The organism is Halobacillus halophilus (genome assembly GCF_020171985.1).
In the GTDB taxonomy this organism is placed as follows: Bacteria; Bacillota; Bacilli; order Bacillales; family Halobacillaceae; genus Halobacillus; species Halobacillus halophilus_A.
On record NZ_JAIVAL010000004.1, the window covers coordinates 141,336 to 158,256 of the forward strand.

20 protein-coding genes are annotated in these 16,921 nt (G+C 41.9%); all 20 read right to left on the reverse strand.

What is annotated here, in order from left to right:
• Positions 1-5: 5 nt before the first annotated feature.
• Positions 6-560 (reverse strand): TIGR01440 family protein, encoded by a 555-nt coding sequence (locus LCM11_RS09215; protein WP_224894073.1) that lies wholly within the window; start codon positions 558-560, stop codon positions 6-8.
• A gap of 127 nt (positions 561-687) precedes the next feature.
• Complete coding sequence (rpiB, locus tag LCM11_RS09220) at positions 688-1,128, reverse strand: ribose 5-phosphate isomerase B (protein ID WP_224893953.1); 441 nt, start codon at positions 1,126-1,128, stop codon at positions 688-690.
• A 290-nt stretch (positions 1,129-1,418) separates the two neighbouring features.
• Positions 1,419-2,027 (reverse strand): low molecular weight protein arginine phosphatase, encoded by a 609-nt coding sequence (locus tag LCM11_RS09225; RefSeq protein ID WP_224893954.1) that lies wholly within the window; start codon positions 2,025-2,027, stop codon positions 1,419-1,421.
• 71 nt (positions 2,028-2,098) lie between these two features.
• Positions 2,099-2,635, reverse strand: coding sequence for a manganese efflux pump MntP family protein (locus tag LCM11_RS09230; RefSeq protein WP_224893955.1), 537 nt, complete (start codon positions 2,633-2,635; stop codon positions 2,099-2,101).
• Positions 2,636-2,692: 57 nt separating this feature from the next.
• Positions 2,693-3,727, reverse strand: coding sequence for an L-threonylcarbamoyladenylate synthase (locus LCM11_RS09235; protein ID WP_412098141.1), 1,035 nt, complete (start codon positions 3,725-3,727; stop codon positions 2,693-2,695).
• Between the two features lie 227 nt (positions 3,728-3,954).
• Positions 3,955-4,266 (reverse strand): hypothetical protein, encoded by a 312-nt coding sequence (locus tag LCM11_RS09240; protein WP_224893957.1) that lies wholly within the window; start codon positions 4,264-4,266, stop codon positions 3,955-3,957.
• Between the two features lie 54 nt (positions 4,267-4,320).
• The gene (gene spoIIR / locus LCM11_RS09245; protein ID WP_224893958.1) at positions 4,321-4,929 is read right to left on the reverse strand and encodes a stage II sporulation protein R; all 609 of its coding nucleotides are present in this window, start codon (positions 4,927-4,929) and stop codon (positions 4,321-4,323) included.
• Between the two features lie 232 nt (positions 4,930-5,161).
• Positions 5,162-6,028: a peptide chain release factor N(5)-glutamine methyltransferase gene (gene prmC / locus LCM11_RS09250; RefSeq protein WP_224893959.1), complete on the reverse strand. Its 867-nt coding sequence runs from the start codon at positions 6,026-6,028 to the stop codon at positions 5,162-5,164.
• A gap of 1 nt (position 6,029) precedes the next feature.
• The gene (gene prfA, locus LCM11_RS09255; protein ID WP_224893960.1) at positions 6,030-7,100 is read right to left on the reverse strand and encodes a peptide chain release factor 1; all 1,071 of its coding nucleotides are present in this window, start codon (positions 7,098-7,100) and stop codon (positions 6,030-6,032) included.
• 153 nt (positions 7,101-7,253) lie between these two features.
• Positions 7,254-7,655, reverse strand: coding sequence for a hypothetical protein (locus tag LCM11_RS09260; RefSeq protein WP_224893961.1), 402 nt, complete (start codon positions 7,653-7,655; stop codon positions 7,254-7,256).
• Positions 7,656-7,770: 115 nt separating this feature from the next.
• Entirely contained in the window at positions 7,771-7,938 is a 168-nt protein-coding gene (locus LCM11_RS09265) for a hypothetical protein (RefSeq protein ID WP_224893962.1), read from the reverse strand.
• A 251-nt stretch (positions 7,939-8,189) separates the two neighbouring features.
• Complete coding sequence (locus tag LCM11_RS09270; RefSeq protein ID WP_224893963.1) at positions 8,190-8,483, reverse strand: four-helix bundle copper-binding protein; 294 nt, start codon at positions 8,481-8,483, stop codon at positions 8,190-8,192.
• A gap of 70 nt (positions 8,484-8,553) precedes the next feature.
• Positions 8,554-9,243 carry a Na-translocating system protein MpsC family protein gene (locus LCM11_RS09275; RefSeq protein WP_224893964.1) on the reverse strand — a complete coding sequence of 230 codons (690 nt, stop codon included), beginning with the start codon at positions 9,241-9,243 and terminating at the stop codon, positions 8,554-8,556.
• 270 nt (positions 9,244-9,513) lie between these two features.
• Positions 9,514-10,134 (reverse strand): thymidine kinase, encoded by a 621-nt coding sequence (locus tag LCM11_RS09280; protein ID WP_224894074.1) that lies wholly within the window; start codon positions 10,132-10,134, stop codon positions 9,514-9,516.
• A 368-nt stretch (positions 10,135-10,502) separates the two neighbouring features.
• The gene (locus LCM11_RS09285; RefSeq protein WP_014644848.1) at positions 10,503-10,748 is read right to left on the reverse strand and encodes a type B 50S ribosomal protein L31; all 246 of its coding nucleotides are present in this window, start codon (positions 10,746-10,748) and stop codon (positions 10,503-10,505) included.
• Positions 10,749-10,922: 174 nt separating this feature from the next.
• Complete coding sequence (gene rho / locus LCM11_RS09290) at positions 10,923-12,212, reverse strand: transcription termination factor Rho (protein ID WP_224893965.1); 1,290 nt, start codon at positions 12,210-12,212, stop codon at positions 10,923-10,925.
• Positions 12,213-12,837: 625 nt separating this feature from the next.
• Positions 12,838-14,124, reverse strand: coding sequence for a UDP-N-acetylglucosamine 1-carboxyvinyltransferase (locus tag LCM11_RS09295; protein ID WP_224893966.1), 1,287 nt, complete (start codon positions 14,122-14,124; stop codon positions 12,838-12,840).
• Positions 14,125-14,192: 68 nt separating this feature from the next.
• Complete coding sequence (gene fsa / locus LCM11_RS09300; RefSeq protein WP_224893967.1) at positions 14,193-14,834, reverse strand: fructose-6-phosphate aldolase; 642 nt, start codon at positions 14,832-14,834, stop codon at positions 14,193-14,195.
• A 113-nt stretch (positions 14,835-14,947) separates the two neighbouring features.
• Positions 14,948-15,811, reverse strand: coding sequence for a class II fructose-1,6-bisphosphate aldolase (fba, locus tag LCM11_RS09305; protein WP_089751296.1), 864 nt, complete (start codon positions 15,809-15,811; stop codon positions 14,948-14,950).
• 160 nt (positions 15,812-15,971) lie between these two features.
• Positions 15,972-16,340, reverse strand: coding sequence for a response regulator (locus LCM11_RS09310; protein WP_224893968.1), 369 nt, complete (start codon positions 16,338-16,340; stop codon positions 15,972-15,974).
• Positions 16,341-16,921 lie beyond the last annotated feature (581 nt).

The window sequence follows — 16,921 nt, forward strand, 5'->3', positions numbered from 1 at the left end:
CATTCCTATTCGTCACACGAACCTTCTTCTTCTATTATTTCATAAACAGCACGGACTCCTCCGATTAAAGGAGGCCGCGTTTTGGCAGCCGTAATGTGGGCGGCCCCTATCGTTTTCTGCTCAATACGCACAGGGACGGCCACTCGCTTCAAATGCATTCCAATTAAAGTATCCCCTATATCAAGTCCTCCATCAGCCTGGATGGTTTCTACCAGGACTGGGTCATCCATATGCTTAAAGGCATAAGAAGCCATAGAACCACCGGCTTTAGGTACCGGAATGGCCGAGACCTCTGTCAGTCTCTCTTTCTCAAAAACAGAGCGATCCACAACAATTGAGCGATTTAAATGCTCACAGCACTGGAAAGCCACATGAATATTCGCCTGATCTTCCATCTTTTTAAGTTCACGGAACATTACCTCCGCCAGAGACTCGTTTCCGGAAGTGCCAATCCGCTCGCCAGCTACCTCGCTAGTCGAACATCCTACCACAAATATACCATCTTTAATGGATCCCGATTGCACAAGTTGTTCCACTACAGCCCTGGTATCATCCTGGATGGTTCGGACATCTATCACGCCTGCCCCTCCTTATCGTTTTATTTCTAAAAAAGGAGAAGCCTGAATGCTCCTCCTTTAGTTATCAGCTTCCGCATTATTTAGCTTCCGCTTATCTGCTTTCATTGTATTATTTATTCTCATATTCGGCAATCTTAGTTATACGGTTTTGGTGACGGCCGCCTTCAAATTCTGTCGAAACCCACGTTTTTGCAATTTCTTTAGCAAGGCCAGGGCCAATGACGCGTTCACCCATGCAAAGAACGTTTGAATCGTTATGCTCCCGTGTAACCTTTGCTGTAAAAAGATCATGAACAAGAGCAGCACGTACTCCTTTTACTTTATTGGCAGAAATGGACATACCGATTCCAGTTCCGCAAATAAGAATAGCTTTATCAAACTCTCCGTGAGCTACTCGCTCAGCTGCTGGAATACCATAGTCAGGGTAATCCACAGACCCTTCACAGTCGCAGCCAATATCTTCAAAATCAATTTGAAGTTCAGTCAAAACATCTGCTACTTCCTGTCGCAGATTTACACCGCCATGGTCTGAAGCAAGAATTACTTTCATAGCTCCTACACTCCCGTCTTCTTAATTGTCAATCCTATCGTGACAGTTTACTGGGCTGCTGTCAATTGAACAAAAGGATTATCGAACATAAAAAAATAGAGCCATTTTACCGGCTCTATTTTTAAAATCAGGAGGCATGAATAATAGTGAATTTTAATGTTGACCAAATTCGTTAAGAGTTGAAAATTTGCTCGTTCATCAATTTTGAGACGGAGGTCAAAAAGTAAATAAAATGTCTATTTTATGTAATTCGGTACTCTCAAGCCTGCCTCACGGCTATAACCAGACCGTTAGGAAGAGGTACCGTTCAATCTTTTAACGAGAAGTTCAATATACTTATCTAACTCGTCCCGCGTCGCCCTATAAGCATCCAAACTCCCGCCAAAAGGGTCGATAATGTTAATATCAGGGATACTGTTTTCGATTTCTTCAATCTGTTTAATCTCTGATTTTAAATCAGTCATCAGCTTTTCTTCCATTTCTTCATCACTTAAATTTGCCGTATGACTCAATATAGAAGAACGTTTCTCTTCAAATCTAGCGTATAGCTCTTTCAGCTTCTGCCACTGATTTTCGTCGATAAGTACATATTCTTTTAGAGTAAAGTATTTATCCTGATAATCCGGATATTGAATGGCCAGGGTTTGTTTGTGACGATCCGTCATAGTCAACACAAGATCCGCCCACTCTAACAATTCTGCCGTTACTGAACTCGTTTTGTGATCTATGTCAAACTTCCATTCTCTAAGAACAAGTTCTGTATTTTTGGACATCGGCTCTCCTTCACCGGCAAATATACCGGCTGAACGTGCCTCAATCGTTGAGAGCTTTGCTTTTAAGAGAGCTTCGGCCATAGGGCTTCGGCAAGTATTTCCTGTACAAACAAATAATATATTCACAGCCAATTCTCCTAACCGTTTATCACTTTACTTCATAATATCATACACACAGGGGGGAGTTAAAATTTTTGTCAGAAAATGGCATGCAACCCGAGCGCGCAGAGAATACTTCCTCCGAGTAATTCACTATACACCCCAAGAAGACCACTGGCACGCCTTCCAATAACAAAACCCACCCAAGTTAGCAGCATACTGAACAGACCGAAGGAAAAAATAGACACAAAAACCTCTGATTCACGAAGTCCTAAACTGAAACCAACCGGAAAACTATCAATACTCACACTAAGGGCAAAAAGCCACAACCCAGCTCCCGCCAGGGTATAAGCCGCATTATGCTTGTCCGTGAATGATGCAAAAACGGTATAGCTTCCCAGACAGAAAAGCAATAAACCTCCTCCGACAGCCGCCCACTCACTAGCACTGCCTGAAAGCCATTGGCCAAGAGCCATGCCAAGCCCAGGCATAAACATGTGGAAAATACCTACCACAATCCCCGCAAAGAATGCGTGTTTTAAACGGACCGCTTGCAGTCCCATTCCTAGTGAAACCGAGAAAGCATCCAAACCTAAGGCTAACGAAAGCAAAACCAACCCCGTAACTTGTTCCAAATATGAGCCCTCCCCGGACATGCTATTTCATCGTATGCGGGAAGCAGACTCTATATGTCAGGGCTGCTCGATGATCTTAACAGAGGCTTTTGTTAATCGATTCATAACTGCCGCCCCTACGCCATAATTTGGAAAAGATTCGCATAGAATAAGATCAATATCTGACTTTTTATATTCACGCAAAACCTCGTAAAGTCGGTTAGCTACCTCCGTAAGGTTCTCTCTGGATCCACACGGAAGAACGAATTCATGATGAAGTTTCTCAGCCAGTTCATTGCTTGCAATGACCCCGATCCGGTACCCTTCTTCTTGTAATTCATGCAGCTTCTTCCTGAAGAACTCATCCTCCCCCTTTATTAACCACAACGGAGACTCAGGGGCATAATGTGTGTACTTCATCCCGGGAGACACCGGGGGCGTGTCTTTTCCGGCTAAGCCGGGGTCAATTTTCACTTCAGGCAATACCTCTTCAAGATCTTCTTTTGTAATACCTCCCGGGCGAAGGATAGCCGGAATGTCAGATGTACAATCCAGTACCGTTGATTCTACTCCTACCCCCGTCGGTCCTCCATCCAGAATACCTGCAATACGTCCTTCCAAATCCTGATGCACATGTTCTGCCTTTGTAGGACTAGGGCGACCTGAACGATTCGCACTCGGTGCGGCCAAAGGCAGTTCTGCCGCCTCCAGCAAAGCTAAAGCTAATGGATGATCCGGCATGCGAATCGCAACCGTTCTTAAGCCCGCCGTTACATTCTTTGCGGCTGTTCCGTTGCTTTCTAAAATTAAAGTAAGCGGCCCCGGCCAGAATCTTTCCATAAGATTACGAGCTACTTGAGGAATATGAGTAACGAGATCCTCTACTTCTCTTATGCTTGCTACGTGCACAATCAAGGGGTTATCAGATGGTCGCCCCTTAGCTTCAAAGATCCTTTGAACAGCACTTTCATTCGTAGCATCTGCTCCAAGACCATAGACTGTCTCTGTAGGAAAAGCAACCACTTGTTGTTCTCTCAATAAGTGCGCCGCTTCTTGTATGGAACCCTCTGATTTCTCTGGTTGTTCAGTTGGTTTCCACAACTTCGTGATCATACCCATTTCTAATACTCCTTTTCTTCGACAATTAACTTGTTCTAGTTGTCTCTATTCTACAAGTTTCCACAAATTCAGACATTATACACAGGTTGTCCTCAAGTTATCCACAAAGATACCCACATATCCAAAGAAACCGTTAGTAATTTTTACATTGAAAAAATATAATCCACAGGTTATCCACCGGAATAGACTTATATGTGCATAAGTACTCCATTTATACACAGTCAGTTGTGATTAACTCGATATATCCACAAGCACTTTTCGACATCTTGCCGTTCAAAATGCTGATGCTGCAGGATATGATCAAGGGATCCCGAATGACTGTCCACATGAATTTCATCCATCTTCTGTGCCTTCGCATAATACTGAATCAATTCAAAAACACCCAGAATCTGACTGGGTGAAATCTGGGAAACGACTTGCAGCTGCTCTAATTTAAATACCCCATTCCCCTGAGCACTCAATTGAAAATCTCCAATCTTCTGTTTTCCTTCTTTTAAATAGTAGAGTTTCTCGTCCATTTTTTCAATATACACGAATCATCCACACCCCTTTTCTTTTACATTATGAGAAAGGGTGTGGATGATATGCTAGGAAAATAGTTTATCCCAAAGTTTGACCACGAAGAATTTCACTTCTATTTCATCATCTGCAGGTTCGGCTTCTATTTTATCTGAATTTTTTTCCTCAGCTTGTGCTACACTTGTGCCGTTAGAGAAGTCAAGGAAACATAGCGGCGGAAATAATACGCACCACCAATTATCTCCCGTCCCTTGCCCCAGAGTAATTAAAATAGCTTCATATTCACCGGCCGGGTACATATATGTACCGTACAATTTAGCAGGAAACGTAACGGAGTCATTATAATCTACTTCATAAGAGTAGTTTATACCTTCTTTCTCGAGGGTTTCGGCTACTACTTTTTCAATCTCAGGAAGACGATTTTGAATCAGTTCTCTGGCTTCTTCAATAGAAGTTAAATCTTTTACCCACGTGTTAATCTCCTGATTTACTTCATCCCGTACAAGTCGTTTAATCTGCTGGTCCTTTTGATCATTGCTGTCAGCTAATATGCGCAGACGAATAGCTTCGTCAGGAATGACTTGATATTGTTTCCACTCAGCTCCTGTGCTTTGCCCCCAGGGTAATACGACAATAATAATGATTAATGCGAATAATAAGCGTACGGTGTTTTTCATTTTGGTAAGTCCTCCCTGTCCCTCTGTTAGTTGCTAGTATAGGCAGAGGAGGAAGAAATTAAACCTATTAATCTATAAACCTATTCTCTTTAAGATCATAAGGTACTTTTAACTTGGGTGTTGTTATTTGAATAGAATGGAGAAGTAGGAAGACATACGGCTCTATACATATAAACGACGTACTTTTAGCGAACTATCTCCCTATTCAGTTCTTTTAGATTCTGTTTCAGATCTATCTGAAAATGCAGCTGGCAAAAACCATCCTATCTTTTTTATTGATGTCTTTACGAATTTCTATCGTGTACTCAGGAAGGCTATCTTGAATTATTTTTTTTACTGCATTCCCTTGTAGATATCCAATTTCAAAAGCGATTAAAGAAGGACGATGACCCGAGTCCTTAATCTGTTTGATAATCGTATCGTAAGCAGCCAACCCTTCCCAATCCGCAAATAAGGCGAGAGCCGGGTCAAAGTTCACTACTGTATCATCCATCAAATCCTTATCTGCATACGCAATGTATGGGGGATTGGAAACCACAATATCAACCGGTCGATCCTTGAAGGGTGCATAAAAATCACCTTGAATAAATTGAATATCTGCTCCTAGCTTTTGAGCATTGCCAGAAGCGGTTTGCAATGCTTCCTCAGAAATATCGCTTGCATATACATCTGCTTGGTTCAGTTCAAGCGCTAGTGTTATAGCTATAACCCCACTTCCAGTACCTATATCCGCTATTTGAGGCTTATCCTTTTTAGAGGTTTCTACCCATTTCAAGATACCTTCCACCAGTTCTTCCGTTTCAGAGCGAGGGACTAAAACATTTGAGTTCACTGAAAAGCTTCTGCCATAAAATTCAGCCTCTCCTATAATATGCTGGACAGGCATGCCGGTTTCAGCGTGAACCCGCACACTTTCCACGAAAACCTCGCGTTTATTTTCCGGAAAAGGGTCTTTTTCATAAGCTAACAACTGAGCGAAAGACATGTTTAAAACATGCTCCAGCAATAAATCAGCTACTCTTGTTTCCCGCATATGCCTACCTAAAAAAACGGAAGCCCAGTGCCGGGCTTCCTGAATCGTAGTAAAATTTGAATTCATGTTATTCACCAAGCTGCTCAAGCTTTTTCGTCTGCTCCTCTATAAGAAGAGCCTCAAGAATTTCGTCCATATTCCCTTGAAGAACTTGATCCAGCTTCTGTAAGGTTAAACCAATTCTATGGTCTGTAACACGCGTCTGCGGGAAGTTATACGTACGAATGCGCTCTGAGCGGTCACCGGTCCCAACTGCAGATTTACGACTCTCATCGTATTCTGCTTGAGCTTCCTGCTGGAATTTGTCATAGATACGAGCACGAAGAACCTTCATCGCTTTCTCTTTGTTCTTGATCTGGGATTTTTCATCCTGACAGGATACAACGATACCGGTCGGTTCGTGGGTTAAGCGGACAGCTGACATGGTCGTATTAACACTCTGCCCCCCTGGTCCACTCGAAGCAAACGTATCTACACGAATATCTTTATCATGTACTTCTACTTCTACTTCTTCCGCTTCTGGCATAACTACAACAGTAGCCGTAGATGTATGAATCCGCCCTCCTGATTCTGTCTCAGGGACACGCTGGACACGATGAGCTCCGTTTTCAAATTTCATTTTGGAATAGGCACGCTCACCGTTCACAATAAAGATAATCTCTTTATACCCGCCTACATCGTTGGCATGGGCTTCAATCACTTCCGTTTTCCAGCCTTGCATTTCCGCATAGCGGGCATACATACGATATAGGTCGCCAGCGAATAAGGCAGCCTCATCGCCTCCGGCCGCACCGCGAATTTCCATAATAACGTTTTTATCATCATTAGGATCACTCGGAAGCATGAGGACTTTCAGGCGTTCTTCTAATTCCTGCTTCTTCTGAGAGAGTTCATTAAGTTCTTCCTTTACCATTTCTTCCATATCATCATCAAGGTTATCATCAAGCATCGCTCTGGCATCGTCCCTTTGCTCGGTAACCTCTTTATATTCTCTATAAGCCTCTACGGTCTCCTGTAGACCGGATTGCTCTTTAGAGTATTCGCGAAGTTTATTCGTGTCAGAAATGACTTCAGGATCACTTAATAGCTCGTTTAATTTTTCATAACGATCTTCCAATGTTTGTAAGCGTTCGATCAATGGTATGCACCTCTTTCTCCATAACATTATAATTATATTATAGAGAACTCGTGGATACAACCTGAGCTCCTTCACTAATCTGAATAACCTGGGGGCTGGCTGTAAAAAATGCCTGGTCAGACTTTAAAAAAAGAAAACGACCAGGCACATTCCTTATTTAATCTTTACATGAATATTGTAGCGAGGAACAGCTTTATATACGGCTTGCTTGATTTCAGATTTCCATTCTTCGATTTCTTCATCCGACATTTTATCTTCATTCTTCATATCAACCGAAACCCAGACTTGACTCGCTTCCAGAATGACTCGTTTTACTTTAACACCCGGTACTTCATCGGCAGCTTCTTTAATAAGCTTTCGATCTTGTTTCAGCCCCCATGAGTCACCAACATATTTAATTAAACGAGGGTTTTGAGTATCCGTCGTTATCTTCTCATTCATACCCATATTTTCTATGTCATCTCTACTTGTCTGCCCTTGATACTTATCCACTTGAAGTCCGCAACCTGAGAGAAACAATACGGCCGCAAGAACGAGTATCGTGTACCGAAACATGACAATCACCTCTTCTCTTTTACTGTTATTGTTCTCTCAGACCCATGGGTTTATGTATGGTTTACAAAGTAAAAAAAGGTGCCTCCCTTTTCGGGAATGCACCTTTCTTCATGTATTATTCTTTTATAGTCAGTTTATATTTACTCGGTATAATCGCTTCCTTCACAATAAGCTGCTTATACTTTTCTGCTTCATCGTAACTTTTGAACGTTATTTCTTTGTTATCTTTTCTAAATTCGATGACTATATTATAATCATCTACTCCAACAATGCGATAAGTCATTGCAAGACCCCTTTCTTTTGTCCATTTCCAAGACAATCACATTATTTTACAATTCAAAACACAAAAGCCGAAAAGGCCATATATAATGGTCTTTTCGGCTTTTGCCTAGCTCTATTATCTAGTCAAACTTTACCGGAGGTATAATTTGAAGTTGTAATTTACATTCCTATAAAAGACAGCACATATTTGAACCGTCTCCAATTACTATTATAGTATAGAATCATCTTAAATAAAAGGGGTCTAAAGTCAGGCTAAATGGATTCTTTCCACTCTTTTTTTGTAGAGTGTACCTGAAAACCCATAATTTTTTCACACATCCCTGCATACTTTAAACACATTTGATACGTATCTTCCCTAAGAGAATCCTGTTCAAGTTTAAGACAGTCTTCCGCACATGCCCGGCAAACTTCAGCACAGGACTTGCACATATCTTCCGCCATTCGGCTGTTATTCTGATGAACCTCTACAGCATAAGCATAAGCTTGACAGCAATTTTTTAACAAATCAGCTTTTCTCAATAATGGGCTGGAACCAGTCACAGGCATCGTTATTCCACCTTTCCTTTTGCAGGAATGTCACACCTTTTGTAAAAAAAGAGCTTGTCCATTTCTATTCTCAGCTTTCGGGTTTCACAATCAAAATAATGTGACTAAAGTCAGAGTCGAAATCCCAATCCACAAAGATGTCTTCTACTTTCAGCTGTAATATTTTCTCTAATGACAGTTGGTGAAGCAGTCTCTTCTCAAGATGGCGTTTAGCCATTCTGAGCTGTTCACCAAAGCCGGAACGAATCATTTCTTTTTCAATAGCCACAAGTATACCATTACGTTCCACCACTATCGTGCGGTCGTTGATTTTAAAAGAGTTTACCGATTCCGGTACTTTTTCCGCTTGCTTGGAGACTTTCTTTATTTCTTCCTGAAGAGCCGCTTTGTGCTTATAATCCTTCACGGACGGATCTAACTCTTCATCTGATTGAATAATTCCAATGATCATCCCTGTACGATTTGTCAGCGACCAGTCGTAATAAAGGGACTTCAATTCTATCCCCGCCGTAGCACGGAAAGTTGCTTTAATATCAGGGATTAATTCCTGCATAAGTAAATCACGGGTTTCCTCTACTTTATCTTTATTATTCTGACCTACCAGGAGCTTTTCCATTGGAGCCAGAAAATCTTTCAAGTAAATGGTTACATAAGGTTTTTGAATGGTAACGTAAACGGAAGCCGGTCCTTTTCCGAAGTTATCACGCAAAAGCTTACCAATATAGCTGGATATTTCAGATTGCAGTGAACGTTCCTCCATACATGTCATCCTTTTAAAAAGCATTTTTATAGTCTTTAAATGATTTTCCACTAGCATTGTTATATTAAACGTTCCCCAATACATCCAAAATTATAATTAAGGTTAATTATAATTTTGGAAACAAACAATTTCGCGGGAGTACGACTTGTAAGAGACGCTTACCATCCCTGCAACCAGGCAAAACCATCCTACTTGTTAATGATTACAGGATAATTATTAATTAAAAAACCGGGTGTGTACATTCTACACAACCGGTTTTCCTGTTTCTATTTATTTTCTTTCCGCATAAGCCGCCTTAACTTGCTGCGGTCTGGGCTTATGAGGGACTTCATGGTGATGGCGGCAGCGCGGTTCGTAAGATTCAGATGCCCCAACCAAAATAATAGGATCATGATAAGAAGCCGGTTTCCCATCAATTAAACGCTGAGTTCGGCTTGCCGGCGAACCACATATAGGACAAATTGCATTTAGTTTAGTGATACTTTCACTAAGTGCCATCATCTCCGGCATCTTCCCAAAAGGTTCTCCACGAAAATCTGTATCCAGCCCTGCCGTAATAACACGAATCCCCCGATCAGCCAGACATTCTGCTACTTCTACAATGTGTTCATCGAAAAACTGTACTTCATCAATCCCGACGATATCCACTTCATCACCGACATCGCTCAGGATATCCAGAGATTCCTTCATAGGGCGTGCCAGAACTGAAGTGCCATTGTGAGACACGACTGCATCTTCTTTATAACGATTATCAACGGCAGGCTTATACACACGAACCGTTAAGTTTCCAAACGTCGCACGGCGTACCCGGCGAATTAATTCCTCCGATTTCCCACTGAACATACTTCCACAAATGACTTCTACCCATCCGCTTTGCTTCATTACATACACGTCCACTGTCGCTCCCTTCTTACACAATCAACACGTCGCAGGTTTCATTAAAAAAGAGCCCTCCTGATTCCGTCCCCGAACGAATGATCAATCGCTCACGGACCATCAAGGACAGCTCTATGTATAAAGATTATAGAGGACTCGAGCAACCAACCCTAACATACACAAAACTATAAAGTAGCCACTTTCCTTTTCCACAATATAGTTTCACTTATGTTAACCATCTTTTTTCAGTTCATTTCTGAAAAAGGTTCTCTCTCCCTGTTTCCAGTCATTTTTGACAAAAAAACAGGCAAACCATAAAGACAATTTGCCTGTTTTTTGTTCAAAATGATGCAGCATCCATCCATAAGGATAGGCGCTCATTATTATGAAAGGTTATATTTTTTCTTGAAGCGATCCACACGGCCACCAGCTTTGTCAGCTTTCTGTTTGCCAGTGTAGAACGGATGAGACGCAGAACTAATCTCGATACGGATCAATGGATAAGTGTTTCCATCTTCCCACTCGATCGTTTCTTCGGATGCTTGTGTAGATCCGGTTAGAAACTTGAAATTAGAACTTGTGTCTAGGAATACAACTTTACGGTATTCTGGATGAATTCCTGATTTCATGTTCTTCCACTCCTTTTTGCCCTGATTCCTTTAGAAACAGAGTTATTGTAAGAGCCGTCGAAGGTTAGTTTACACACCTTTTACTGAAACTCACATAGAAAGATTATAACAGGGGACACCCCCCATTGCAAGATTAGATCCTGCATGGTCTTAGGTGAAAATAATGTAAGAGTACTAGGAGCGTCTTCCTTGAGCTGATTTGCCCTGCATATCTTTGTTCATCATTTCAAAAAATTCTTCGTTATTCTTGGAAGTTTTGAGTCGTTTCATGAATCTCTCTGAGAAATCAGGGGCATCTGACATCATTTTTCTTATAGCCCAAATTTTTTCTAAATGGTCTTTTTTAAGAAGTAACTCTTCTTTACGGGTGCCTGAACGAAGTAGATCAATCGCTGGAAAGATACGACGCTCTGCCAGACTTCGATCCAGATGGAGCTCCATGTTGCCTGTTCCTTTAAATTCTTCATAAATAACATCATCCATACGAGACCCTGTATCGACTAATGCAGTAGCCAGTATAGTCATGCTGCCGCCTTCTTCAATATTTCTGGCCGCTCCAAAAAAGCGCTTCGGACGGTGAAAGGCAGCGGGATCAATCCCCCCGGAAAGCGTTCGTCCACTCGGAGGAATGACTAAGTTGTAGGCTCTAGCGAGTCTCGTAATACTATCCATTAAGATAATAACATCACGCTTATGCTCTACTAAACGCATGGCACGTTCTAAAACTAGTTCCGATACTTTAATATGGTTCTCTGGAACTTCATCAAAGGTAGAGCTGACCACATCTACATCGGAATGGACGGAGCGTTCAATATCCGTCACCTCTTCCGGACGCTCATCGACAAGTAAAATGATGAGTTTTGCATCAGGGTGGTTAGTGGTAATGCTGTTAGCCATTTGCTTAAGCAGCATCGTCTTACCAGCCTTTGGAGGTGCTACAATGAGTCCACGCTGGCCATACCCTACCGGGGAAATGACATCCATTACACGTGTAGAAAGTTTGTTAGACTCTGTCTCCAGTTTCATATGACGATCCGGATACAGAGGGGTAAGAGCGGGGAAGTGAACCCTCTCTTTTGCTGAATCAGGATCTTCTCCGTTAACCGCATCTACGTGCAGCAATCCATAGTAACGTTCATTTTCTTTTGGTGGACGTACTTTTCCAGATACTTTATCTCCGTTCCTTAAGTCAAATCGACGAATTTGGGAAGCAGAGATATAAATATCCTCAGCACTTGGAGAATAATTAATTGGGCGGAGGAAACCAAACCCTTCCGATGGAATGATCTCTAAAATTCCATCCATAAATAAAAAGCCATCTTTCTCGGCCTGTGCTTTCAATATAGCAAAGATTAATTCTCTTTTTGTCAGTTTTGCATAATAGGAGACTTTGTACTGTCTTGCTTTCGCATAAAGTCCCTTTAACGTCATCGTCTCTAAATTGGAGATGGTTAAATCTGCCACAAAATCACCACTTTTATTTTAATTTCTAATCGAGTCTGAACAGGAATTTTTTCCAATGTAAGCTTATTTATGCGGAAAGAAATTTGACTTCTCTATTGAATGTCGGAATGAAAGTAAAAGGAGAAGTTAAGTGAAGTTAAATACTGAAGCTTATGGAGGGTTAAATAGTCCATTCTCTTCTATCTCTATCGAACAACCTATATTGTACTCTTGTCCTCCTGAGGATTCAATCGTAAAGTTTGGAAACATACTGAGAAGACGTGCGGTATCTTTTCGTAGAATAGGAGGAAGCCGGAGCCCGGCTTCCATATTTTAAATTTGGCTATGGTGCAGGTTTGTCTATTACAATTCATTTGTTGACTTAATAGCTATCGTAACTTTCATTTGAAGTACGCCACTACTATCTTTACGCCTTTACATTTCTCAAAGTGTTCATCTATAGATGGTATTAGCTTCCCTCGAATGTCTCCGCCTAAACATTTAAAAACAGCAGGCAACCTCTCTTCCAGCGCCGAGCCTGGACTACTCAGAGAATTTCGGCTTCGTTTGCTCAAAAGGTATATGAATTACCGCCGCCTCAGTACTGTGCAGGATCATTAAACTTTTGAACAGGTCAATCGGAAACCTACGAGTTCTGGAATTGTTCAATTTCTCTCTCGGACATTTCCTCGTACCAGACATTAGCACCTAGTTCAATCAACTTATTCGTAATGTTTTCATATCCTCGCTCAATATGATCGACACCTGTAATCTCCGTAATCCCTTCTGCCATCAGACCTGCAATAACAAGAGCAGCACCAGCACGAAGATCTGAAGCCTTCACCTTTGCTCCTTGTAGTTTGGAAGGTCCAGCGACGATAGCTGAGCCTCCTTCGACTTTTATAGCGGCATTCATGCGTCGAAGTTCATCCACGTGTTTAAAACGAGCCTGGTAAATGGTATCTGTTACAATTCCTGTTCCTTCTGCTTTTGTAAGCAGCGAAGTGAGCGGCTGTTGTAAGTCGGTAGGGAACCCTGGATATACAAGCGTTTTAATATCCACACTTCGCAGATGCTTCCCGGGACGTACATACAATTGTTCGTCATTTTCCTCGATCGTTACGCCCATTTCACGCAACTTAGCAAGTAACGACTCAAGGTGCTGAGGAATAACATTATCAATGATCATTTCATCCCCTTGAGCTGCAGCCATAATCGTATAAGTCCCGGCTTCAATCCGATCAGGAATAATGGTATGCAAGCAGCCTTTTAGTTCCTGCACTCCCTCGATCCGGATAACATCCGTCCCTGCTCCTTTAATTTTAGCTCCCATACTTGTGAGTAGTGTAGCTACATCAATGATTTCAGGCTCTTTTGCTGCATTTTCAATTACCGTTTTTCCTTTAGCTCTGACAGCAGCAAGCATAATGTTGATCGTAGCTCCTACACTTACAACATCTAAGTATATTCGCGCACCACGCAACTCTTCAGCTCGAAGATAAATTGCCCCTTGCTCGTTTGTTACTTCAGCGCCTAATGCCTCGAAGCCTTTAATATGCTGGTCAATCGGCCTTGGCCCTAAATGGCAGCCTCCCGGCAGTCCGATGACCGCCTTATTAAAACGTCCAAGCATCGCTCCCATGAAATAATAAGAGGCCCTAAGCCTTTTCACTTTTCCATTTGGAAGCGGCATGGAAACCATTTGGGAAGGGTCGATGTGGATGGTTCGTCCATCTTTTTTCACCGTGCCCCCGATTTCTTCTAAAAGATCGGACAAAATCCCAACATCTGAAATGTCAGGAAGTCCTTCAATTGTGACTGGAGAATCAGCTAGAATAGCTGCCGGAAGCAAAGCAACGGCACTGTTTTTCGCACCGCTTACGCGAACTTGTCCACGTAAACGCGATCCACCTTCTACTAATAATTTATGCATGAGATACTCCTCGCTTTAAAGGTAAAAGTTGATGACCTTATTATGTGCAATTTTTACCATTTAACACGTTATTTTTGATTGTTCCAGTCATTAAGAAATTTTTCAATCCCCTGTTCCGTGAGTGGATGCTGAACAATCTGCTCGAAAATTTTGTAAGGAACGGTCGCAATATGAGCTCCGTTGATAGCGGCTTCCGTTACATGGATTGGATGACGAACCGAAGCTGCAATGATTTCTGTATCAATGGCATGACGGTCGAATATTTCAGAGATCTGCGCAACCAGCTCCATCCCGTTCTGACCAATATCATCCAATCGGCCAAGGAACGGAGAAACGTAAGAAGCTCCAGCACGAGCAGCCATCAATGCTTGGTTGGCAGAAAAAATAAGGGTGACGTTTGTTTGGATGTTCAATTCACTTAGCATTTTAACAGCTTTCAGACCTTCAAGCGTCATAGGAACTTTCACCGTAATGTTAGGAGCAATGGCCGCAAGCTCTTTACCTTCTTCAACCATAGATTCAGCATCTTCTGAAACGACTTCCGCACTAACAGAGCCGTCTATTTCTCCTGTTATTTCCTTCAAGCGTTCGTGGAATGAAACTCCTTCTTTTGCTACGAGACTCGGATTTGTCGTTACTCCAGATAATAACCCCAGGGATTTAGCCTCACGGATTTGGTCAATGTTTGCTGTATCAATAAAGAATTTCATTTTTAAATCCACCTTTCAAATATTTAATTCAATGAAAAATATTGAATGATTGCGTTTTCATTCATGTGGAAAAGGAAACCGCTACGATGTAACGGCTTCCTATTCTTGAGTGATTATGCTTTTTGAGAGGAACCAAATTCACGCATTTTGCCGATTACTGTTTCTTTAATCGCGTCACGTCCTGGTCCTAGATATTTACGAGGATCATACTGCTCAGGCTGTTCAGCTAGTACTTGACGTACAGCTTTTCCTTGAGCCATTTGGCTTTCAGTATTCACGTTGATTTTTGCTGTTCCGAACGAGATCGCTTTTTTCACGTCGGCTGTTGGAATGCCGGTACCACCGTGAAGAACAAGCGGTTTGTCTACAAGACCCATGATTTCTTCCATACGGTCAAAACCTAGGTTTGGTTCACCTTTGTAAGGACCGTGCACAGAACCAAGCGCCGGAGCAAATACATCAACATTCGTTTCGTCCACTAGTTTTTTACACTCAGATGGAATGGCATAAGCTGCTTCTGCATCATCTACGATAATATCATCTTCCTGACCACCTACACGGCCAAGCTCTGCTTCTACAGAGACACCATGAATGTGTGCTAATTCCACTACTTTTTTAGTTAGTGCAATGTTTTCTTCAAGTGGATCATGGGAAGCATCAATCATAACAGAAGTAAATCCAGCGTGGATTGCTTCTGCACATTTTTCGAAGCTTGAACCATGATCAAGGTGAATCGCTACCGGTACAGTTGTACCATAAGATTTCATAAGCGCTTTAACCATGTCAACCACGACGTTAAAACCGCCCATATATCGACCAGCGCCCTCGGATACTCCAAGGATTACTGGAGATTGCTCTTCTTCAGCAGCCTGCAGGATTGCTTGAGCATATTCAAGATTGTTAAGGTTGAACTGTCCTACTCCGTAGCGTTCTTCCTTAGCTGTTTCTAGCATTTCTTTCATTGATACCAGTGGCATGAAAGATCCTCCTTTTGTAAATACGATCTATACTCTACACGTACATTTCCATATGAAATTATAACATGCAAGTTTACTCACAGTAATAGAATACCAATACCCTATCCCAGGTGCAACACTCTAAAAAGCAGTAGAACGCTTACATTTGAAAAATATTAGTTCAGCTACTATGTGTTAAGGTTCCAGATACCATTTCTTTCAATTTATGGATGTCAAATGGCTTTAAAATAATTTCCTGTACGAAAGAATATTCCATAGCTTCTTCAATGGATTCTCTCGATCGGCCTGTAATTATAAGCACTGGTTCGGTAAAACCGATTTTATCAAGATGAGACAGCACTTCACTTCCATTCATAATCGGCAGATTGTAATCCATAATCACAAGGTCGATGCTTTGTTGTTCAGCAAGTTCACAAGCTTGTTTTCCTGTTTTAGCACTTATTGTTTCATATCCCTCGGTCTTTAAGATTTCTTCAAGTAAAAGCCTTATACCGGCCTGGTCATCTACGATTAGTATCTTGTTCGACATGGTTTATCCCTGCCTTTCGAATATTAGTAAATATACACCTTATCTCCTAGTCCTCTTCTTTCTCTCTGCTTGTTTAGTTCGATGATTGTAAGCCGTTTTCCTGCGCACACATGTTCGAACCCTAAATTTCTCTTGTTTTGAGAAGAAGAAAGTCGAATTTTGCAACTAAACACGACATGATATAAAAAGCTGTAAAATCTCAATTGGCTTATTTTTATATGGCCTTCTCACCTTAGAGCTTATTGAAGAAACGGGCCGATTACTTGAAGACTCAGTTTCGAGATAATTCGGGTCTGTTACGGTATGTGAAGAAGGGCTGGTGGGGAAATAACTCGTCTTGTTCTATCACCCAGACACTCGAGACATAAGCCGTTCATCAACGGACGGAAAGACCACCGTCCTTTTGATGCTCGGCTTATGCTGGTCGTGTCTTGCGGGGTGATGCCACATTTGAACACTTTCCTATGGCCCTACACGACGTAGAGTCGATCGACGTTGCCACAGGACGTGGCGACTTTAGTCGATCCTCCTTTTGGCCAAGAGTTTCCTCGCTCGTTTCACTCGCTGCGGGATCTCACCTA